General features: G+C 57.0%; 20 protein-coding genes. 5 read left to right on the top strand and 15 right to left on the bottom strand.

The annotated features are described in order from the left end of the window. Positions 1–2: 2 nt before the first annotated feature. Genes nadR through serB form a run of 3 tightly spaced genes read right to left on the bottom strand, consistent with a single transcriptional unit; the run spans position 3 to position 3,636 of the window. Positions 3–1,235, bottom strand: coding sequence for a multifunctional transcriptional regulator/nicotinamide-nucleotide adenylyltransferase/ribosylnicotinamide kinase NadR (gene nadR, locus IM265_RS06155; RefSeq protein WP_015572616.1), 1,233 nt, complete (start codon positions 1,233–1,235; stop codon positions 3–5). Between the two features lie 35 nt (positions 1,236–1,270). Continuing rightward, positions 1,271–2,656, bottom strand: a complete 1,386-nt coding sequence (radA, locus tag IM265_RS06160; RefSeq protein ID WP_003856523.1) for a DNA repair protein RadA — start codon at positions 2,654–2,656, stop codon at positions 1,271–1,273. Positions 2,657–2,667: 11 nt separating this feature from the next. After that, the gene (gene serB / locus IM265_RS06165; RefSeq protein ID WP_028015444.1) at positions 2,668–3,636 is read right to left on the bottom strand and encodes a phosphoserine phosphatase; all 969 of its coding nucleotides are present in this window, start codon (positions 3,634–3,636) and stop codon (positions 2,668–2,670) included. Positions 3,637–3,753: 117 nt separating this feature from the next. Here serB and IM265_RS06170 point away from each other — a divergent pair, with 117 nt between their 5' ends. Together IM265_RS06170 and lplA are read left to right on the top strand one after the other, a co-directional pair. Further along, the gene (locus tag IM265_RS06170) at positions 3,754–4,398 is read left to right on the top strand and encodes a YtjB family periplasmic protein (protein ID WP_028015443.1); all 645 of its coding nucleotides are present in this window, start codon (positions 3,754–3,756) and stop codon (positions 4,396–4,398) included. Positions 4,399–4,437: 39 nt separating this feature from the next. After that, entirely contained in the window at positions 4,438–5,454 is a 1,017-nt protein-coding gene (gene lplA, locus IM265_RS06175; RefSeq protein ID WP_193030205.1) for a lipoate--protein ligase LplA, read from the top strand. 85 nt (positions 5,455–5,539) lie between these two features. Here lplA and deoD read toward each other — a convergent pair whose 3' ends face one another. From deoD to deoC, 4 genes are all read right to left on the bottom strand, one after another. Then, complete coding sequence (gene deoD / locus IM265_RS06180; protein ID WP_003856538.1) at positions 5,540–6,259, bottom strand: purine-nucleoside phosphorylase; 720 nt, start codon at positions 6,257–6,259, stop codon at positions 5,540–5,542. A gap of 125 nt (positions 6,260–6,384) precedes the next feature. Further along, on the bottom strand, positions 6,385–7,608 hold the full coding sequence (gene deoB / locus IM265_RS06185; protein WP_028015441.1) for a phosphopentomutase: 1,224 nt from the start codon (positions 7,606–7,608) through the stop codon (positions 6,385–6,387). Between the two features lie 53 nt (positions 7,609–7,661). Further along, positions 7,662–8,984: a thymidine phosphorylase gene (deoA, locus tag IM265_RS06190; RefSeq protein ID WP_193030203.1), complete on the bottom strand. Its 1,323-nt coding sequence runs from the start codon at positions 8,982–8,984 to the stop codon at positions 7,662–7,664. Between the two features lie 103 nt (positions 8,985–9,087). Continuing rightward, positions 9,088–9,867 (bottom strand): deoxyribose-phosphate aldolase, encoded by a 780-nt coding sequence (gene deoC / locus IM265_RS06195; protein ID WP_226839342.1) that lies wholly within the window; start codon positions 9,865–9,867, stop codon positions 9,088–9,090. A gap of 262 nt (positions 9,868–10,129) precedes the next feature. Between deoC and IM265_RS06200 the strand changes: the two genes are divergently transcribed. Next, complete coding sequence (locus IM265_RS06200; protein ID WP_136486674.1) at positions 10,130–11,665, top strand: YjjI family glycine radical enzyme; 1,536 nt, start codon at positions 10,130–10,132, stop codon at positions 11,663–11,665. Next, positions 11,640–12,500 (top strand): YjjW family glycine radical enzyme activase, encoded by an 861-nt coding sequence (locus IM265_RS06205; RefSeq protein WP_049137690.1) that lies wholly within the window; start codon positions 11,640–11,642, stop codon positions 12,498–12,500. The genes IM265_RS06200 and IM265_RS06205 overlap by 26 nt, the downstream gene beginning before the upstream one ends. Here the strand turns inward: IM265_RS06205 and IM265_RS06210 are convergent. From IM265_RS06210 to IM265_RS06245, 8 genes are all read right to left on the bottom strand, one after another. Beyond that, positions 12,495–13,277 carry a TatD family hydrolase gene (locus IM265_RS06210; RefSeq protein ID WP_049137689.1) on the bottom strand — a complete coding sequence of 261 codons (783 nt, stop codon included), beginning with the start codon at positions 13,275–13,277 and terminating at the stop codon, positions 12,495–12,497. The genes IM265_RS06205 and IM265_RS06210 overlap by 6 nt on opposite strands. Beyond that, on the bottom strand, positions 13,274–14,326 hold the full coding sequence (locus IM265_RS06215; protein WP_032644971.1) for a patatin family protein: 1,053 nt from the start codon (positions 14,324–14,326) through the stop codon (positions 13,274–13,276). The genes IM265_RS06210 and IM265_RS06215 overlap by 4 nt, the downstream gene beginning before the upstream one ends. A 120-nt stretch (positions 14,327–14,446) precedes the next feature. Then, on the bottom strand, positions 14,447–14,608 hold the full coding sequence (locus tag IM265_RS06220; RefSeq protein WP_003856556.1) for a DUF1328 domain-containing protein: 162 nt from the start codon (positions 14,606–14,608) through the stop codon (positions 14,447–14,449). 127 nt (positions 14,609–14,735) lie between these two features. Continuing rightward, positions 14,736–15,353 carry a molecular chaperone OsmY gene (osmY, locus tag IM265_RS06225; protein ID WP_028015434.1) on the bottom strand — a complete coding sequence of 206 codons (618 nt, stop codon included), beginning with the start codon at positions 15,351–15,353 and terminating at the stop codon, positions 14,736–14,738. Positions 15,354–15,653: 300 nt separating this feature from the next. Beyond that, positions 15,654–17,243, bottom strand: a complete 1,590-nt coding sequence (prfC, locus tag IM265_RS06230; RefSeq protein ID WP_028015433.1) for a peptide chain release factor 3 — start codon at positions 17,241–17,243, stop codon at positions 15,654–15,656. 91 nt (positions 17,244–17,334) lie between these two features. Beyond that, a complete protein-coding gene (gene yjjG / locus IM265_RS06235) occupies positions 17,335–18,012 on the bottom strand; it encodes a pyrimidine 5'-nucleotidase (protein ID WP_136486679.1) in 678 nt (225 codons plus the stop codon). 19 nt (positions 18,013–18,031) lie between these two features. Then, entirely contained in the window at positions 18,032–18,475 is a 444-nt protein-coding gene (rimI, locus tag IM265_RS06240; RefSeq protein ID WP_048958872.1) for a ribosomal protein S18-alanine N-acetyltransferase, read from the bottom strand. Next, a complete protein-coding gene (locus IM265_RS06245; RefSeq protein ID WP_041911296.1) occupies positions 18,444–18,857 on the bottom strand; it encodes a DNA polymerase III subunit psi in 414 nt (137 codons plus the stop codon). Before IM265_RS06245 ends, rimI begins: the two co-directional genes overlap by 32 nt. A 102-nt stretch (positions 18,858–18,959) precedes the next feature. On the opposite strand from IM265_RS06245, the gene rsmC reads away from it, so the two are divergent. Next, on the top strand, positions 18,960–19,988 hold the full coding sequence (rsmC, locus tag IM265_RS06250; RefSeq protein WP_047367286.1) for a 16S rRNA (guanine(1207)-N(2))-methyltransferase RsmC: 1,029 nt from the start codon (positions 18,960–18,962) through the stop codon (positions 19,986–19,988). Positions 19,989–20,181 lie beyond the last annotated feature (193 nt).

The following is a 20,181-nucleotide window of genomic DNA, read 5'->3' on the forward strand; positions in this document are numbered from 1 at the left end:
TATTACCCCTGCTCCCCCATCATCTCCTTCACCAGCTCGACGCATCGCAGGAAACGGGAGTCGTAGTCTGACTCTTCCACATGCACAAACTCAACGTTGTTCTCGTTAAGCATCTCCACCAGCATGGTCTGGAATTCGCGCCTGTCCACCGAGCTGCCGAGGCTGCGCATGCCGTCGGCCACCCACGGGGTGTTGTTTTCCAGCAGGATCACCAGGTCAAAGCGGTATTCGTCAATCAGCGCCTGCACGAACGGGTGCTCGCGCCCCTCGTACTTTTTACAGAACGCCTGCGTGGTGACGAAATCGGTATCAATAAACGCCACTTTGTTAGCGTATTTCACCGCGAAATCAATGTACTGGGCGTGCCCGAGCGCGATTTTATCGTAGTCGGAATACTGCAGTGCCATCTCGTCGCCGCCGAGGTGAGAGAAGACGTAATCGCGTCCATACTCCCACGCGCTGGTGGTGTTGAAGATGTTCGCCAGCTTGTTGACCAGCGTTGATTTACCGCTCGACTCGCCGCCCAGAATAGCCACCGTACGCACGAAGAACGGCTTCACTTCGGTCGGAATATAATCCCAGTAGCGGAACGGGTTCTCGCGGATCTGCGCCCCGCTGATGTTCATAAAGGTGCGTTTCGGGTCGATCAGCACCGTCTCGATGCCCAGATGCTCGCGGAACTGCGGCGCGTCGGACTCTTCAGAGGTGTAGATCCAGTTAGGTGCAATGCCCTTCTCTTCCATAAACGCTTTGATGCCGTTGCTCCACACGTCCCAGCCGTGCGGGTACGGCTCCATGCCCTCTTCGTTAAAGGCATGAATGCGAATGTTTTTCTGGTACTTAAAGGTCTGAAGCAGCCAGCGCAGGCGGTCCGGTACGGTGGGCTGCTGCGACATGGCGCTGTCTTCAAAGAGCTGGCGATCGCGGGTTTCGTCGTAGCCCATGATGATATGCAGCTCGTCCACCTGGCTACAGGCGCGCTGGATCAGATAGATATGCCCGGTATGCAGCGGATAAAACTTGCCGAACACCACGCCGATGTTCTTTTGCATTCGCGGGAACTCCAGCCCCAGAAAGCGGTGCAGCGCTTCAAGCTTCTGCGCGCTGGGGCTTTTGATTTTGGCGTTCAGCAACTGGCTCAGGTAGCCTTTGGTCATGCCGCTGGCGTCCGCCACCTGCTGCAGCGTGCAGCCCTTCTGGCGGATCGCGGTCTTGATGTAGTCAAATGATGACATAAATTACGGTGCCTCCTGCAAAATCGAATACGTAATTATAAGTCGTCAAAGACATTTAACGCATCTGCGAGTTTCTTAACGCCAAAGACCTGCATCCCTTCCGGGATTTTTTTCGGCACGTTGGCGGCCGGAACGATCGCCCGACGGAAGCCGTGCTTTGCCGCCTCGGAGATACGCTCCTGGCCGCTCGGCACCGGACGGATTTCCCCGGCCAGACCCACTTCACCGAAGACGACCAGATCCTGCGGCAGCGGTCTGTCGCGCAGGCTGGAGACCATCGCCAGCAGCAGCGCCAGGTCTGCGCTGGTCTCAGTGACTTTCACCCCGCCAACCACGTTGACGAACACATCCTGATCCGCCATCTGCAGGCCGCCGTGACGGTGCAGCACCGCCAGCAGGATAGCCAGGCGGTTCTGCTCCAGACCGACCGCCACGCGTCGCGGGTTACCCATCATCGAGTGATCCACCAGCGCCTGAATTTCAACCAACAGCGGGCGCGTCCCTTCCCACAGCACCATTACCGAACTGCCGGAGGTGATCTCATCGCCGCGGCTCAGGAAGATGGCCGACGGGTTGCTGACCTCGCGCAGCCCCTGCTCGGTCATGGCAAACACGCCCAGTTCGTTCACCGCGCCAAAGCGGTTCTTGTGGCTGCGCAGGGTGCGGAAGCGGGAATCCGCGTCGCCGTCGAGCATCACCGAGCAGTCGATACAGTGTTCGAGCACCTTCGGACCCGCCAGAGAGCCATCTTTGGTAACGTGGCCGACCATCACAATCGCCACGCCGCGCGTTTTGGCAAAGCGCGTCAGGTAAGCAGCGGTCTCACGCACCTGCGCCACGCTGCCCGGCGAGGACTGAATGTCCGCCATGTGCATTACCTGGATGGAGTCGATCACCATCAGCTTCGGCTGCTCTTCTTCGGCGATCATGCAGATCTGCTCGATGCTGGTTTCCGACAGCATGTTCAGGTTACCGGTCGGCAGGCCGAGACGGTGAGCGCGCATCGCCACCTGCTGGAGGGATTCTTCACCCGTCACGTACAGGGTTTTCATCTGTTCGGCGAGCTTGCAGAGCGTTTGCAGCAGCAGGGTCGATTTCCCCGCCCCCGGGTTACCGCCGATCAGAATCGCGCTGCCCGGCACCACGCCGCCGCCGAGCACGCGGTCAAACTCTTTGAAGCCGGTGGAAAAGCGCGGCAGCGCTTCCAGGCTGATATCAGAAAGCTTTTGCACCTTCGACACGCCTGCATTGCCCGCATAGCCGCTCAGGCGCTCATTGCGCGCCACGCTCGGCGAAGCCGCCACACCACGCACTTCGGTGATGGTGTTCCAGGCATGACAGGCGCTGCATTGCCCCTGCCAGCGCGGATAATCCGCACCACATTCATTACAGACAAATGCGCGTTTTGGAGCTTTCGCCACGGTTTACCTCATTATTTCTGATTAAGGCTGCCGGAGAGAATGCAGAACACCCCCATCAGGTCAGCGTGACGGATAGTGACTTCCGTCTTTTCATTCACTTTTGGTTTGGCATGGTAGGCAATGCCAAGGCCAGCCACTTTGATCATTGGCAGATCGTTCGCGCCGTCGCCAATGCCGACGGTCTGCTCGACCGGAATCTCATACTTTTCCGCCAGGCGCGTCAGGGTATTGGCTTTGTACTGGGCATCCACGATATCGCCGATCACCTGGCCGGTCAGCTTGCCGTCCATGATTTCCAGCTCGTTAGCGACCACCGTGGTCAGATGCAGTTTCTCGCGTAGATAATCCGCAAAGAAGGTAAAGCCACCGGAGGCGATCGCCACTTTCCAGCCGAGGGACTGGAGCTTCAGCACCAGCTGCGTCAGCCCCGGCATCAGCGGCAGCACGTCGCGCACCTGGCGCAGGATGTTAGCATCGGCCCCCTTCAGGGTCGCCACGCGCTGGCGCAGGCTGGCAGTGAAGTCCAGCTCGCCGCGCATCGCACGCTCGGTGACTTCCGCCACCAGCTCGCCGCTGCCTGCCAGTTTAGCAATCTCGTCAATACATTCGATCTGAATAGCGGTGGAGTCCATGTCCATCACCAGCAGACCCGGCGTTTTCAGGTGCGGAATTTTGCCGAGAGGCGCTACGTCAAGCCCGGCGTCATGCGCCAGACGCGTGGCGCGCTGCGTCAGGGAACCCGCGAGGCGAATGACCTGGTAATCTTCCACGCACCAGGCGGCAACAATGACCATCGCCGCGCCCAGTTTGGTTTGATACTGGGTCAGGCGTTGCTTATCCAGGCCGCGTCCGTACAGCAGCCAGCCGCTACGGCCAGCGTGGTAATCCAGAGGCATCACCTCATCGCCACTTAACGAGAGCGGCAATCCTGGCCATAAAGAGACATCCGTTGGCAGGTCACACCAGGTAATGTTCGGCATTAAAGCTCCTGTAATTTTGTTCGCGCCGGAAGGTTCCAGAGGGAAAATAACGCATGAGGCTACCCTGTAACCATCACTTCTGGCAACATTAAGCCCTAAATTTTCAGCAGGTGGAATATGGCTCGCGCAAAACTGAAATTCCGGCTTCATCGCGCCGTGATTGTCCTGATCTGTCTCGCACTGTTAGTCGCATTGATGCAAGGGGCATCGTGGTTTAGCCAGAATCATCAGCGGCAGCGCAACCCGCAGTTTGAAGAGCTGGCCCGTACCCTGGCGCGTCAGGTGACGCTCAACGTTGCCCCCCTGATGCGCAATGAAACGCCGGACGATAAGCGGATAGGCCAGGTCTTGCGTCAGCTCACGGAAAACAGCCGTATTCTGGATGCGGGCGTGTACGATGAAAAAGGCGACCTGATTGCCCGCGCCGGTGAGCACGTCGACGTGCGCGACAGGCTGGCGCTGGACGGCAAAAAAGCCGGAGGCTATTTCAACCAGCAGATTGTCGAACCCGTTCAGGGTAAAAATGGCCCGCTGGGGTATCTGCGCCTGACGCTGGATACCCACACCCTGCCAACAGAAGCTAAGCAGGTGGATAACACCACCAATATTCTGCGCCTGATGCTGTTACTCTCGCTGGCGATAGGCGTCGTGCTGGCGCGCACGTTGCTTCAGGGCAAGCGTACCCGCTGGCAGCAGTCGCCGTTCCTGCTGACCGCCAGCAGGTCGGTTCCCGAAGACGAAGAGAGCGAGAAGAAGGAATAGTGATAAAGTAGGCGAAAGATATGGAAAAGGAACTCTGCCATGACGACGTTACGCCTGCTTAACTCGGACTCTCACGATCCCTGGTTTAATCTCGCGGTAGAAGAGTGCATCTTCCGCCAGATGCCCGCTACCCAGCGCGTCCTGTTTCTCTGGCGTAACGCCGATACGGTGGTCATCGGCCGCGCGCAAAACCCGTGGAAAGAGTGCAACACCCGGCGTATGGAAGAGGACAACGTCCGTCTCGCACGCAGGAGCAGCGGCGGCGGCGCGGTGTTTCACGATCTGGGCAATACCTGCTTTACCTTTATGGCGGGAAAACCGGAATACGACAAAACTATCTCTACGTCTATTGTGCTCAACGCGCTCAATGCGCTCGGCGTGACGGCTGAAGCCTCGGGGCGGAACGATCTCGTGGTCAAAACGCCCGAGGGCGACCGCAAGATCTCCGGCTCCGCCTACCGCGAAACAATGGATCGCGGGTTCCACCACGGCACCCTGCTGCTGAACGCCGACCTGAGCCGTCTGGCGAACTACCTTAATCCTGATAAGAAAAAGCTCCAGGCTAAGGGCATTACCTCCGTGCGCGGACGCGTGGCGAATCTGGTGGAGCTGCTGCCGGGGATTACGCACGAGCAGATTTGCGACGCGATCCGTGAAGCGTTCTTTGAACATTACGGCGAGCGCGTGGATGCGGAAGTGATTTCGCCGGATAAGACCCCGGATCTGCCCAACTTCGCCGAAACCTTTGCACGCCAGAGCAGCTGGGAATGGAACTTCGGCCAGGCTCCGGCGTTTTCACACCTGCTGGACGAACGTTTTACCTGGGGCGGCGTGGAGCTGCACTTTGACGTGGAGAAAGGCCACATTACCCGTACGCAGGTGTTTACGGACAGCCTCAACCCGGCACCGCTGGAAGCGCTGGCGGCCCGCTTGCAGGGCTGTTTGTATCGGGCGGATATGCTGCAGCAGGAGTGCGACGCGTTAATGGGGGATTTCCCGGAACAGGAACAAGAGTTGCGGGACTTATCGGCATGGATTGCGCAGGCAGTACGCTAGTAAAAAAGCCCGCTGGCGCTGCGCTTAGCGGGCCTGGAAAACCGTAGGCCGGGTCAGGCGAAGCCGCCACCCGGCACAACAGCTCTTACTCTTTATCGCCCAGCAGAACGGATTCCAGCGCGATTTTGATCATGTCGTTGAAGGTGGTCTGACGCTCGGCAGCGGTGGTCTGCTCGTGGGTACGGATGTGGTCAGACACGGTGCAGATGGTCAGCGCTTTCGCACCAAACTCAGCCGCCACGCCGTAGATACCCGCCGCTTCCATTTCCACGCCCAGGATGCCGTATTTTTCCATCACATCGAACATGTCGCCTTCTGGCGAGTAGAACAGATCGGCAGAGAACAGGTTGCCCACGCGTGCGTCAACGCCCAGCGCTTTTGCCGCGTCAACCGCGTTACGCACCATGTCAAAATCAGCGATTGCCGCAAAGTCATGATCCTTAAAGCGGATGCGGTTAACTTTCGAGTCGGTACACGCGCCCATGCCGATCACCACGTCACGCAGCTTAACGTCCATACGCACCGCACCGCAGGAGCCTACGCGGATGATTTTCTTCACGCCGAAATCGGTGATCAGCTCTTTGGTGTAGATGGAGCAGGACGGGATACCCATGCCGTGGCCCATAACGGAGATTTTGCGGCCTTTATAGGTACCGGTGAAGCCCAGCATGCCGCGAACGTTGTTCACTTCACGCACGTCTTCGAGGAAGGTTTCTGCAATGTGCTTCGCGCGCAGCGGGTCGCCCGGCATCAATACGACGTCAGCGAAATCACCCATTTCTGCATTAATGTGAGGAGTTGCCATCTTCAGTTCCTTTTACATTGTTGTTTTTGCCGGGTGGCGGCTACGCTTTACCCGGCCTACATTCTGTTCTCCCTCTCCCTGTGGGAGAGGGCCGGGGTGAGGGCATCAGGCCGCACCCAATCCGTTTAGAACATGGCCTTGCCATATTCCATGTCAGACGTACCAAAGTATTTCGCAATGGTCTGGCCGATGTCCGCGAAGGTTTCACGGTGACCCAGCGAGCCCGGCTTCACTTTCGGGCCGTACACCAGTACCGGAATGTGCTCACGGGTGTGGTCGGTACCGGTCCAGGTTGGGTCACAGCCGTGGTCTGCGGTCAGGATCAGAATGTCATCTTCCCCCACCAGCTCCATCAGCTCCGGCAGACGGCGGTCAAACAGCTCCAGGCCCGCAGCATAACCGGCTACATCGCGACGGTGGCCCCAGGAGGAGTCGAAGTCCACGAAGTTGGTGAAGACAATGGTCTTATCGCCTGCTTCTTTCATCTCTTTGATAGTGGCATCGAACAGCGCATCCAGACCGGTCGCTTTCACTTTTTTGGTGATACCGCAGTTGGCGTAGATATCCGCTATTTTGCCCACGGACACCACGTGACCGCCCTTCTCGTCGACCAGCTTCTGCAGCACGGTTGGCGCCGGTGGCTCAACGGCCAGGTCGTGACGGTTACCGGTACGCTGGAAGTTACCCGCTTTGTCGCCGATAAACGGACGTGCGATTACGCGGCCAATGTTGTAGCCGCCTTCGGTCAGCTCTTCACGGGCGATTTCGCACAGCTCGTAGAGTTTATCCAGGCCAAACGTCTCTTCGTGGCAGGCAATCTGGAACACGGAGTCAGCAGAGGTGTAGAAAATCGGCTTGCCGGTTTTCATGTGCTCTTCGCCGAGCTGATCCAGAATCACGGTGCCGGAAGAGTGGCAGTTACCGAGGTAGCCCGGCAGGTTGGCACGCTTCACCAGCTTATCGAGCAGCTCCTGCGGGAAGCTGTTCTCGTGATCGGAGAAGTAGCCCCAGTCAAACAGCACCGGCACACCGGCGATTTCCCAGTGACCGGAAGGGGTATCTTTCCCGGAAGAGAGCTCGTGCGCCCAGGCGTAGGCGCCCACCACTTCCGCGTTGCCGTCCATACCGGCTGCGATTTTACCGGTAGAGCCTTCATGTGCTTTTACCAGCCCGAGGCGGGTCAGGTTAGGTAGAGTCAGAGGGCCTTTACGACCATTGTCCGCTTCGCCTTTTGCACAGGCTTCCGCGATGTGACCCATGGTATCGGAACCCACGTCACCAAAACGTTCTGCATCTTCGGTTGCGCCGATGCCGAATGAGTCCAGCACCATAATAAATGCACGTTTCATAATTGTTCTCCGTACTTAGTGCTTCATAAAAATGCGATCAGATCAGTATACCGCTATTCAGTGATACGACGATAGACCGTCGGTGTGGTTTCCGGTGCTTTATCGTCAAGAGATATTGCCGCTTTCACCGCTTTCGCCGCGTCCTGCCAGCTGGCTTCGTCTTTCGCGTGGATCACTGCCAGCGGACGTTGGCCGTCGACGCTGTCGCCCAAACGGGCCATGTCGGTAAAGCCGACACTGTAATCAATGGTGTCCGATGCCTGACGACGACCGCCGCCCATAGATACAACAGCCATGCCAAGCGCGCGGGTGTCCATGGCGGAGACAAAACCTTCGCCATCCGCATAAACAGCTTTGCTGAGCATCGCGGTTGGCAGGTATTTCGCGTAGTTTTCGACGAAATCGGTCGGGCCTTTCTGCGCCGCCACCATGCGGCCAAAGATCTCCGCCGCTTTGCCGTTGTCCAGCACCGCCTGCAGTTTCGCGCGGGCGTCCGCGTCGTCTTTGGCCAGCTTGCCGGAAATCAGCATCTCCACGCACAGCGCCATGGTGACATCGAACAGGCGCGGGTTACGGTATTCACCTGTGAGGAACTGCACGGCTTCGCGGACTTCAACCGCGTTACCGGCGCTGGAGGCCAGCACCTGGTTCATGTCGGTCAGCAGCGCGGAGGTGCGCACGCCCGCGCCGTTGGAGACGCCAACGATCGCTTCGGCAAGCTGAGCAGAGAGTTCATAGGTCGGCATAAACGCGCCGCTGCCCACCTTCACGTCCATCACCAGCGCGTCCAGCCCTTCCGCCAGTTTTTTGGCGAGGATAGAGGCGGTGATCAGCGGGATGGAGTCTACGGTGGCGGTAATATCACGCGTCGCGTAAAAACGCTTGTCTGCCGGAGCAAGAGAGCTGGTCTGGCCGATAATCGCCACGCCAACGTCTTTAATAATATCGCGGAAGCGATTGTCATCCGGGAAGATATCGAAGCCCGGAATGGCTTCCAGTTTGTCGAGCGTACCGCCGGTGTGGCCCAGGCCGCGCCCGGAGATCATGGGAACGTAACCGCCGCAGGCTGCCACCATAGGGCCGAGCATCAGCGAAGTCACATCACCCACGCCGCCGGTGGAGTGTTTGTCCACAATCGGGCCGTTAAGGTTGAGGCTTTTCCAGTCCAGAACGGTTCCTGAATCTCGCATCGCCATGGTCAGCGACACGCGCTCAGGCATCGACATATCGTGGAAGAAAATGGTCATCGCCAGAGCCGCAATCTGCCCTTCTGAGACGGTGTTGTCACGAATGCCATTGATGAAGAAGCGAATTTCTTCGTCGCTTAAAGCAAGACCATCACGTTTTTTACGAATAATTTCTTGTGCGAGAAACACGGTAACCCCCATGCGGAATCGGGTGAATGGCGGCGGGTACGCTTACCCGCCCTGCGATCCTGTAGGCCGGATAAGCGAAGCGCCATCCGGCATTGTCTGGCAATCAGTAGCTGCTTGCGCTCTTACCGTCGCCGTGACCCAGCGCCTTCAGCAGGCTGGCCAGCAGGCTGGACGCGCCGAAGCGGTAGTGGCGGGAGTCAGCCCACTCAGCGCCAAACAGTTCGTCGGCAATCGCCAGGAACTGCTGCGCGTCTTCCGCGGTACGTACGCCGCCCGCAGGCTTGAAGCCCACGGTTTTGGACACGCCCATATCGCGGATAACTTCCATCATGAAGCGCGCGCTTTCCGGGGTCGCATTGACCGGCACTTTACCGGTAGAGGTTTTAATGAAATCCGCACCGGCTTTGATGGAGATTTCTGACGCCTTACGAATCAGCGCCTCTTCTTTCAGCTCGCCGGTTTCGATGATCACTTTCAGCAGCACGTTTGCCGCCGCACACGCGTCTTTACAGGCTTTCACCAGGTCAAAACCGACCTGCTCGTTGCCGGCAATCAGCGCGCGGTACGGGAACACCACGTCAACTTCGTCTGCGCCGTAGGCAATTGCCGCGCGGGTTTCCGCCAGCGCAATCTCAATGTCGTCATTGCCGTGCGGGAAGTTAGTCACGGTTGCAATGCGCACGTCCGGCGTGCCCTGCTCTTTCAGAGTTTTGCGGGCAATCGGAATAAAGCGCGGGTAGATACAGACGGCGGCGGTGTTACCCACTGGCGTTTTTGCCTGATGGCACAGGGCGATGACTTTTTCATTGGTGTCGTCATCGTTCAGGGTGGTCAGGTCCATCAGCTTCAACGCGCGCAGGCTGCTTGCAGTTAAATCGGTCATAACATTCTCCAACGGCAGTGCCGTATAAATTTTACCTTGCGGGTCTGTGAGTATTCTAACATTCACCCGCATCCACACTTCGACATTCATCACAGTTAATGAAAACTGCGTACAAATTTGCATTACTGTAATGAGATCTTCTTCAAACTTTAGCGTGCAAGTTGCTGACTAAAGCAGCGATACCCCTTGTTGGATCAAAAGCGCCGGCAGGCTGGCTTCCTACAATCCGTTCATCATCCGCAGAACATTCAAGGAAGTGAACATGCCCGACGCCCTGCAACAACGTTGCCAGCACATTGTGACAAGCCCGCTGTTAACCCCGGAGCAAAAACGTCATTTTCTGGCGCTGGAAGCGGAAAATTACCTGCCCTACCCGACGCTATCTCCGGCCGCCCGCGCCGCGCTGGACGAGGGGTTTATCTGCGACATGTACGAAGGTCATGCCCCCTACAAACCGCGTTACGTGCTGCCGGATTATGAAAAATTCCTGGCTAACGGTTCGGAATGGCTGGAGCTGGAAGGCGCGAAAGATCTTGATGACGCCCTCTCTCTGTTAACTATTCTCTATCACCATGTTCCTTCCGTCACATCAATGCCGGTCTATCTGGGGCAGCTTGATGCGCTACTGAACCCGTATGTTAGAATTCTAACACAAGAAGAAATCGATAGCCGAATAAAACGTTTCTGGCGCTATCTCGACAGAACGCTGCCCGATGCGTTTATGCACGCCAACATCGGGCCCGCCGACGGCCCTGTCACCCGTGCCATTCTGCGTGCAGATGCTGAACTGAAGCAGGTTGCGCCCAATCTGACCTTTATCTACGATCCTGAGATCACCCCAGACGATTTACTGCTTGAGGTGGCAAAAAACATTTGTGAATGCAGCAAACCGCATATTTCAAACGGCCCGGTGAATGATAAAATTTTCACAAAAGGCCGTTTTGGGGTGGTGAGCTGTTACAACTCTCTGCCGCTGGCGGGCGGTGGCAGCACCCTGGTGCGCCTTAACCTCAAGGCAATCGCCGAACACAGCACATCCATTGATGACTTCTTCACCCGCACGCTACCGCACTACTGCCAGCAGCAAATCGCCATCATCGATGCCCGCTGCGATTTTCTGTACGGGCAATCCGGCTTCTTTGAGAATAGCTTCCTGGTAAAAGAGGGGCTGATTGATGCCGATCGGTTTGTGCCGATGTTTGGCATGTACGGTCTTGCCGAAGCGGTGAACGTACTGTGTGAGAAAGCAGGCATGGCGGGGCGTTACGGGAAAGACGAGCAGGCCAACGCGCTGGGTTATCGCATCAGCGAACAGCTTGCGGCGTTTGTTGAAAATACGCCGGTGAAGCACGGCTGGAAGCATCGCGCGATGCTGCACGCCCAGTCAGGCATCAGCTCCGATTCGGGCACCACGCCGGGGGCGCGTCTGCCGTACGGTGACGAGCCGGATCCTGTCAGTCATCTGCTGGCCGTAGCGCCGCACCATAAACACTATCATTCCGGCATCAGCGATATTTTAACGCTGGATGAGACGGTAAAACGCAATCCGCAGGCGGTGGTTCAGCTTTGCCTGGGGGCGTTCAGGGCCGGTATGCGTGAGTTCACCGCGAATGTGGCCGGTAACGATCTGGTACGCGTGACCGGCTATATGGTTCGCTTGTCGGATCTGGAGAAATACCGGGAAGCGGGTTCAAGAACGAACACCACGTGGCTGGGGGAAGAGGCCGCACGCAATACCCGTATTCTGGAACGTCAGCCGCGCGTGATAAGCCATGAACAGCAGATGCGCTTTAGTTAGTCAGGTCATCCCCTTCTCCTGCGTGGACGGGCCGGGCAGCCGCCTGGCGCTGTTCCTGCAGGGCTGCAACCTGCGCTGCAAAACCTGCCACAACCCGTGGACCATCGGGCGCTGCAACGACTGCGGGGACTGCGTGCCCCACTGCCCGCACGACGCGCTGACCATTCAGGCCGGACGCGTCTGGTGGCAGGAGAGTCACTGCCAGCAGTGCGACACCTGCCTGCGCCTGTGCCAGCAGCAGGCCACGCCTATGGCACACCGCCTGAGCGTCGACGAGATCCTCGTTCAGGTCCGTAAATCCGCGCCCTTTATCGAAGGGATCACCGTGAGCGGCGGCGAAGCCACAACCCAACTGCCGTTTTTGATCGCCCTGTTTACCGCGATCAAAACCGATCCTGAGCTACATCATTTAACCTGCCTGGTAGACAGCAACGGTCTGCTAAGCGAAACCGGCTGGCAAAAACTGCTGCCGGTGCTGGATGGCGCAATGCTGGATCTCAAAGCGTGGGGGAATGAACATCACCGCTTCCTGACCGGACGCGAAAACCCGCAGATTAAGGAGAGTATTCGCTGGCTGGCAGACCGTCACCGTTTGACGGAGCTCCGCTTGCTGGTCATCCCGGAACAGTGTGATTATCTGGAACATATCAAACCGTTGATCGCGTTCATCCTCGAGCTGGGGAATGTTCCGGTGCGTATTAACGCGTTTCATGCACACGGGGTCTACGGCGAGGCGGCGTCATGGCGCAGCGCCACGCAGGAGGATATTGAACCGCTGGCGCGGGCGCTGGAAAAACAGAAGATAACGGTGATTCGTCCGGCGCTTTATCTATAGCGTGATACCAAAAACCGAACGGGTATTTTCGAGCAGCGCGCTGGCAATGACCTCTTCAGGTTCCTGACGCAATTCGCACAGCACGTCAAATACCCGCGCCGCCTGTTCCGGGCGATTCGGCTGCCCCTGAAAACCATTCAGCGGCATATCGGGGGCATCCGTTTCCAGTAACAGCGCAGAGAGAGGCAGCTGCGCCATTACGTCACGGGTTTTACTGGCGCGCGGATAGGTGATGGTGCCACCGACGCCAATTTTATAGCCCAGTTCAATAAAACGCTGCGCCTGCTGCAGGCTGCCGGAAAAACCATGCACTACGCCTCTTCGCGGCAGGTCGATGCGCTTCAGGTGCATCGCCAGTTTGTCATGAGTGCGTCGGGAGTGGAGGATCACCGGCAGATCGTGACGTTTTGCCAGCCGAAGCTGCGCGTCCAGGATCGTCTGCTGGCGTTCAAACTGCGGATCTTCGCGATAGAGATCGAGGCCGATCTCGCCGATGGCGACAAGTTTCTCTCCTGCACGTTGCAGCACCCGATCCAGCTCTTCAAGATGCTCATCACGATGGCGCTCAATCACAATCGGATGCAGGCCGAGCGCGGCATAAAGCGCGGAGTATCGCGCGGAAAGCTCCAGCACGCGGGTAAAATAGGCGGCTTCAACCGACGGCACAATGATGGCCTGCACGCCGGCTTCGGCAGCTTTCGCAATGCTTTGCGCTTCATTCCCCGTAAACGGCGGGAAATCAAAGTGGCAGTGGGTATCAACAAAGCGGTGCGTCACGCCAGATCCTCATTATCCAGTAAAGCGTCATTCGCCTGCGGAATGTCCACCAGCGGCATGGTCAGGGCGTCATTGGCGACAATTGCAGGTGGCGTAATAATGCGTTTATGCCGATGCAGAGGCGGTTGCTCGGCCAGCATTTTCCCGACGGTCGCCAGGAAGTAACGCCCGCACAGCCGCCCCGTTTTGTAATCCATACGCAACGCAGGCAGCCGGCTGCCCAACGCCATGCTCAGCAGCGGCTTAGGCGGATAAATTTCAAAGATGCGCAGCTTGCCCGGGGGTTTTTCAATAAAGCGCTGCATCGCGCCGTAGGTGGTTTCATGCTGCTTCGCGATGTTCACCAGCGGCTGCAGGCTGCTGTCGCCCAGCCAGCGCTCCATCCGCTTAAACCACTGGGGGGTGTAATACATTTGCGACGGAACGGTACGGATCACCACGATGGTTTTCGCCCCGCGTCGCGCGGCTTCCTGAACCGGCACCGCGTCGCTGATGCCGCCGTCCAGATAGCTGATGCCATCCAGCAGCGCGCCGGTACGATAAAAACCGGGAATAGCGCTGGAGGCGCGGATGATGTCGAGCCAGTTCTCCTTCTGCGGTGAGAAATAGCCCGGCGAATAGTCATCCCCCCGGCTGGCGCACATCCAGAATTCTTTGCCGCTATCAAACAGGCGGGCAGCGGTATCCATAGCCAGCGGCATCTGGCTGGAGGTCGACTCCAGCAGCCAGTCGAGATCGATCAGGTTGCCGCCGCGCACGAAGCGCACCGGGTTAAAAAATTCTTTCGCCGTGGTGAAGCGCATGATCACTTTTCGCGCGTAGCCGGGCTGGTTACAGACATACGCAGAGAGATTCTGTGCCCCGGCGGACGTGCCGAAGTAGAGGTCAAACGGGTTGAACTGCGCGCGCATAAATTCATCCAGCACGCCGGCGGTAAAAATGCCGCGCTGTCCTCCCCCCTCGCAGACCAGTGCGAGTTGACCCGCACTAAACGGTTTTAACGTCAGCGGCGCAATATTGCCGAGCGTAACGGGAATTCGTTGCCCCACCTCTGCTTTCCTGTTTTGATTATTTTATCACTCCACAGTAACGCACCCGACCTGTAACGCAAATAAGAAAAAGCCAGTCGCAGTGACTGGCTTTATTTTGTTGAAGGAATATTGCGTTTGCTACGGACGTCTACGACCCGTAAACAGGCTGACCAGGAACAGAATAATACCGACGACGAAGACAATTTTAGCTGCCCATGCCGCTGTACCTGCCAGACCACCAAAGCCCAATGCGGCGGCAATTAACGCGATAACCAGAAATATAATGCCCCAACGAAACATAAGCTTCTCCTTTACCATAGTTAATGTCGGCCGCTAAACGTGAGCGCTCAGGTCACTCACCGGCGTTTTTCCAGAGTCGTTCTTATTTCGCCCGCAGGGTTAAACCTTACGGGCGAATGGTCCAGAATTACTTCGTTTTCAAATCGTTTTTAACGCTTTTAACACCATCAATGGCTTTCGCAATTGACTCGGCGCGTTCACTTTGCGCCTGTGAATCAACCGTACCCGAAAGCTGAACCACGCCATCGGTGGTTTCCACTTTCACCTTACGAGACGGCACGATGTCATCTGCTAACAGTTTAGCTTTGATTTCGCTGGTAGTAGCGGCATCACCGGCATAACCTTTCACCGAGGCGTTTTTACCGTCGCGAACGTGCAGTTTATCGCTCACGGATGCGACACCTTCGACACCCTTCGCCACCTTCACAGCCTGTTCGGCCTGGGCCTGGCTTTCAACAAAGCCACTCAGGGTAACGACCTTTTTGTCGGTCTTAACGGAAATATCGGTGCTCTTGATGGCTTCATCATCCACCAGTGCGGCTTTCACTTTTGCTGTGATAGAGCTGTCGTCCATGAAATTACCGACTTTATTCATAGAGCTATCGATTTTTTGCCCTGCGGTATCGGCCGTGGACTGTGCTTTATCCATGGTGCTGCTTTCCGCCAGGGCGGAACCGCTAACCAGAACGCTACCCAGTGTTACAGCCAGCAGAGTTTTAGAAATCTTCAGTCTTGTCATATTCATCGATGTATTCCTGTGTTTTACCCGTTATTCGGGCTAAATACTTCCTTAGTAGTTTTATATATCGCGAATAAACACACGGGTGAAATGGAGAACCAATCGACATGCATTGAACAGTTAATTCATCCATGCCCGGTGCTAAACACTGAGTTAAATATAGATCACTCTCACAATGCCGCTTTCAGAATTGCGTAAAAAACGCGCGAATAGCGTGAATTTGCGGTGAATTAAGAACATTCCGCAAGGGACTAATAAGACAGGAATAAAAGAAGAGCACGGCGATTGCCGTGCTCCGGGAGGGGATTAGTGTTCGCGCGTTTTGCGGAACTGAACGTCTGGATAACGTTCCTGCGTCAGGTTCAGGTTGACCATCGTTGGCGCGATATAGGTCAGGTTGTCGCCGCCATCAAGCGCCAGCTGAATTTCGTTCTTACGCTTAAATTCTTCGAATTTCTTCACGTCAGAACACTCAACCCAGCGCGCGGTCGCCACGTTGACCGATTCGTAAATCGCTTCCACGTTGTACTCGCTCTTCAGGCGCGCAACCACCACGTCGAACTGCAGCACGCCGACCGCGCCGACAATCAGATCGTTGTTGGCGATTGGACGGAACACCTGCACGGCGCCCTCTTCAGAGAGCTGAACAAGGCCTTTCAGCAGCTGTTTCTGCTTCAGCGGATCGCGCAGACGAATGCGACGGAACAGCTCCGGTGCGAAGTTCGGAATACCCGTGAACTTCATCATCTCGCCCTGGGTGAAGGTATCGCCGATCTGGATCGTACCGTGGTTGTGCAGACCGATGATGTCGCCCGGATACGCCTCTTCAACGTGCGAACGGTCGCCCGCCATAAAGGTCAGCGCGTCGGAAATCACGACATCTTTACCGATGCGCACCTGGCGCAGCTTCATGCCCTTCTCATACTTACCGGACACCACGCGCATGAAGGCCACGCGGTCGCGGTGTTTCGGGTCCATGTTGGCCTGAATTTTAAAGACGAAGCCGGTGAACTTCTCTTCCTTCGCTTCCACTTCGCGGGTGTCGGTTTTACGCGGCATCGGCTGAGGTGCCCACTCCACCAGACCGTCCAGCATGTGGTCAACGCCGAAGTTACCCAGCGCGGTACCGAAGAAGACCGGGGTAATTTCGCCGCTCAGGAACAGTTCTTTGTCGAACTCGTGAGACGCACCCTTCACCAGCTCCAGCTCGTCGCGCAACTGCGCGGCCAGCTCTTCGCCAACGGCGGCATCGAGATCCGGGTTGTCCAGACCTTTCACAATGCGCACTTCCTGAATGGTGTGGCCTTTACCGGTCTGATACAGGTAAGTTTCGTCTTTATAGAGGTGATAAACCCCTTTGAACAGCTTACCGCAGCCAATTGGCCAGGTGATTGGCGCACAGGCGATCTTCAGCTCGTTTTCCACTTCATCCATCAGCTCCATCGGATCGCGGATGTCACGGTCGAGTTTGTTCATAAAGGTGAGGATCGGCGTATCGCGCAGACGGGTAACTTCCATCAGCTTGCGGGTACGATCTTCTACACCCTTCGCGGCGTCGATCACCATCAGACAACAGTCCACCGCCGTCAGGGTACGGTAAGTATCTTCGGAGAAGTCTTCGTGCCCCGGGGTGTCCAGCAGGTTCACCAGGCAGTCGTGATACGGGAACTGCATCACGGAGGTGGTAATCGAAATACCACGCTGCTTTTCCATCTCCATCCAGTCAGATTTTGCATGCTGGCTGGAGCCACGGCCTTTAACGGTACCCGCAGTCTGGATCGCCTGTCCGAACAGCAACACCTTCTCGGTGATGGTCGTTTTACCGGCATCCGGGTGCGAGATAATGGCAAAAGTACGGCGCTTGGCCACCTCTTGCAGATAAGGAGACAACGTCATAATTAAATCTTCTTTTATAAGCGCGGCAGCACGCCACGCATCATGGAATACGAAATTGCGGCTATTTTACCCATCAACGGGGGGCAGGCAATCATTGTTTACACAGGAGTTGCTCCAGTTCGGTCAATGACGTGACGGTCCAGGTTGGCTCGATGCCTTCAGGCTTCACGCGGCCATGCGCATTCAGCCAGACGGTCGACAAACCTGACTTCATACCGCCAAGAATATCAGACTCTGCGGTATCACCCACCATCAGCACGCGATCGCGGTCGGGATTATCGGCCTGCGCCAGTGCATAATCGAAAATTCGCGGATCCGGTTTCGGCACCCCAACCTCTTCGGAGATCACCAGCGCATCGAAATGATCGCGCAGGCCGGTGCGCTCCAGGCGGATTTGCTGCAGCGCGGTAAAACCGTTGGTGATGATCCCCAGTTTCACCTTGCCTTTCAACGCATTCAGCAGGGAAACCGCGCCCGGCAGGGGCGCACAGATATCGGCCATGGCGTTAAGGAAAGCCTCGTTCAGCGTCCCCGGACTGACCTTTAAGCGCTCCGCCCAGACGTCAAATCGCTGGTGCTGTAGCTGTAACGCGGTGATGGCACCGTTCTGGTAATCCACCCACAGCGGCTTGTTCACCGCCTGATAGTCCTGAAAATCTTCGGCGGTGAAGGTCACGCTATAGTCGAGAAACATCCGCTGTAGGCCGCCGAACGAGTCAAACGTAAACAGCGTTTCGTCGGCATCAAAGAAAATCCAGTCCCATTTCATCGTTACAACCTTATATTCGTTATCCAATTGGCAGAGCCATGATAATGGCGTCTTCACGTCCCTCTGCGGTGGGGTAGTAGTTACGTCGGACTGTCGCCTCGTTAAAGCCTAAGCTTTCATAGAGCGCGATGGCGGCGACATTCGACGCGCGCACCTCCAGCCACAGGGTGAAAACGTCGCGGGTTTCGAGCTCACGAATGAGATGCTCAAGCAGTTCTCTGCCCAGCCCACGGCGCTGAAACGCCGGGTCGACGGCGATGTTAAACAGCGTCGCCTCGTCAAGAACCACCTGCGTGATGGCAAACGCGGCCAGAGTGCCGTCAACGTCCAGACGGTAGTTCAGATAGCGCTCGCCCTGATTGCTGGCAAACGTTTTTTCGCTCCACGGAAAAGCGTGGGCGCGTGTTTCAATCGCGAACGCTGCGGCTAGGTCAGGCGTCGTGAGGGAAGAAATCGTGTTCATATTCGCAGATTTGTTGCCATAGCGCGCTGCGCGCCTTTGGATTGGCTTTCAGCTCGTCCAGCGCTGGTGAGCTGATTTGGCTCCCCTGAAGAGAGATGTCGTTTGTCTCTCCGATGCGCCAGCTGTTACAGCGGCTATCAGGAGGAAGCATGGCAACCCGTTCCGGCGTCAGCTGTAAGACCTGGTCGGGCGTCAGCTTCAGGCTGCGAAGAACATCACCGATCAGGGGCTCATTCAGGGCAGGCAGTTCTTCCGCCACCATCACCAGCCGAACGTGCGCGGGGATGGAGATGGCGATTTCGCCCTGCAACGCCGTCGGGCGACGCAAAGCCCACTGGGTGATGCCCAGCTGCTGCAACTGCCAGTCTCGTCGGGATGTCATAGGGATAACTCCTGTCTCTCAGGCGCGCAAATATAGCAAATGTGTCGAAAGTGCGCCATCTACCTACTATAATCCCCGCCTGAGTTTATTGAGGAACAATTCATGTCTGCATTTACCCCGGCAAGTGAAGTCTTGCTGCGTCACAGTGATGATTTCGAAGAAAGCCGTATTCTGTTTGCCGGAGATATGCAGGATGACCTGCCCGCGCGTTTCGACTGTGCTGAAAGCCGTGCCCACACCCAATACTACCACCACTGGCAGGTGCTGAGCCGCCAGATGGGCGAGCGCGCACGCTTCAGCCTGGTGGCGGAGCAGAGCGATATTGCCGACTGCGATACGCTGATCTACTACTGGCCGAAGAACAAGCCGGAAGCCCAGTTCCAGCTGATGAACCTGCTCTCCCTGCTGCCGGTTGGCTGCGATATTTTCGTGGTCGGTGAAAACCGCAGCGGTGTCCGTAGCGCCGAGCAGATGCTGGAAGCCTACGCGCCGCTGACCAAAGTCGACAGCGCGCGCCGCTGCGGTCTGTATCATGGCCGTCTGGAAAAACAGACAACGTTTGATGCGCAGGCATACTGGGACGAGTACCAGCTTGACGGCCTGACCATCAAAACCCTGCCGGGTGTCTTCAGCCGTGACGCGCTGGATACGGGCAGCAAGCTGCTGCTCTCCACCCTGACGCCGCACACCAAAGGAAAAGTGCTGGACGTGGGCTGCGGCGCGGGCGTGCTTTCAACAGTGCTTGCCAGCCATTCACCAAAAGTGCGTTTAACCCTGTGTGACGTGAGCGCCCCGGCGGTAGAAGCCAGCCGCGCAACGCTTGCGGCCAACGGCATTGAAGGCGATGTGATTGCCAGCAACGTCTTCTCTGACGTCACCGGCCGCTTTGACATGATCATCTCTAACCCGCCGTTCCACGACGGGATGGAAACCAGCCTCGAAGCTGCGCAAACCCTGATCCGTGGCGCGACTCGTCACCTCAACAGCGGCGGCGAGCTGCGCATCGTGGCGAACGCCTTCCTGGCGTACCCGAAAGTGCTGGACGAAACCTTCGGCTTCCACGAAGTGATCGCCCAGACGGGCCGCTTTAAGGTCTACCGCACCGTGATGACGCGTCAGGCAAAGAAATAATTCGCCATACAATGCTTGCCGGATAAGCGCCAGCGCCATCCGGCAAGCAGGCGTCGCAATTCCGTCCATTTTTGCAGCAATCAATAAAAGGTGCGCACTTTTCTGTTGACGTAAAGCTGAAAACATCTAGAATGCGCCTCCGTGGTTACGATACTTTTACAGTATCGATGGTATGCGAAGGTGGCGGAATTGG

The sequence above is a fragment of the Enterobacter cloacae complex sp. P17RS genome, from assembly GCF_014895885.1.
Classification (GTDB): domain Bacteria; phylum Pseudomonadota; class Gammaproteobacteria; order Enterobacterales; family Enterobacteriaceae; genus Enterobacter; species Enterobacter bugandensis.

Bases quoted from the DNA above. Each gene is read 5' to 3' on its own strand.
- prfC (WP_028015433.1), bottom strand. From the start codon at position 17,243: ATGACGTTGTCTCCTTATCTGCAAGAGGTGGCCAAGCGCCGTACTTTT.
- IM265_RS06245 (WP_041911296.1), bottom strand. From the start codon at position 18,857: ATGACATCCCGACGAGACTGGCAGTTGCAGCAGCTGGGCATCACCCAG.
- lplA (WP_193030205.1), top strand. From the start codon at position 4,438: ATGACGACGTTACGCCTGCTTAACTCGGACTCTCACGATCCCTGGTTT.
- nadR (WP_015572616.1), bottom strand. From the start codon at position 1,235: ATGTCATCATTTGACTACATCAAGACCGCGATCCGCCAGAAGGGCTGC.
- deoB (WP_028015441.1), bottom strand. From the start codon at position 7,608: ATGAAACGTGCATTTATTATGGTGCTGGACTCATTCGGCATCGGCGCA.
- deoD (WP_003856538.1), bottom strand. From the start codon at position 6,259: ATGGCAACTCCTCACATTAATGCAGAAATGGGTGATTTCGCTGACGTC.
- IM265_RS06205 (WP_049137690.1), top strand. From the start codon at position 11,640: ATGAACAGCAGATGCGCTTTAGTTAGTCAGGTCATCCCCTTCTCCTGC.
- IM265_RS06200 (WP_136486674.1), top strand. From the start codon at position 10,130: ATGCCCGACGCCCTGCAACAACGTTGCCAGCACATTGTGACAAGCCCG.
- yjjG (WP_136486679.1), bottom strand. From the start codon at position 18,012: ATGAAATGGGACTGGATTTTCTTTGATGCCGACGAAACGCTGTTTACG.
- IM265_RS06170 (WP_028015443.1), top strand. From the start codon at position 3,754: ATGGCTCGCGCAAAACTGAAATTCCGGCTTCATCGCGCCGTGATTGTC.
- rimI (WP_048958872.1), bottom strand. From the start codon at position 18,475: ATGAACACGATTTCTTCCCTCACGACGCCTGACCTAGCCGCAGCGTTC.
- IM265_RS06220 (WP_003856556.1), bottom strand. From the start codon at position 14,608: ATGTTTCGTTGGGGCATTATATTTCTGGTTATCGCGTTAATTGCCGCC.
- deoC (WP_226839342.1), bottom strand. From the start codon at position 9,867: ATGACCGATTTAACTGCAAGCAGCCTGCGCGCGTTGAAGCTGATGGAC.
- osmY (WP_028015434.1), bottom strand. From the start codon at position 15,353: ATGAATATGACAAGACTGAAGATTTCTAAAACTCTGCTGGCTGTAACA.
- serB (WP_028015444.1), bottom strand. From the start codon at position 3,636: ATGCCGAACATTACCTGGTGTGACCTGCCAACGGATGTCTCTTTATGG.
- rsmC (WP_047367286.1), top strand. From the start codon at position 18,960: ATGTCTGCATTTACCCCGGCAAGTGAAGTCTTGCTGCGTCACAGTGAT.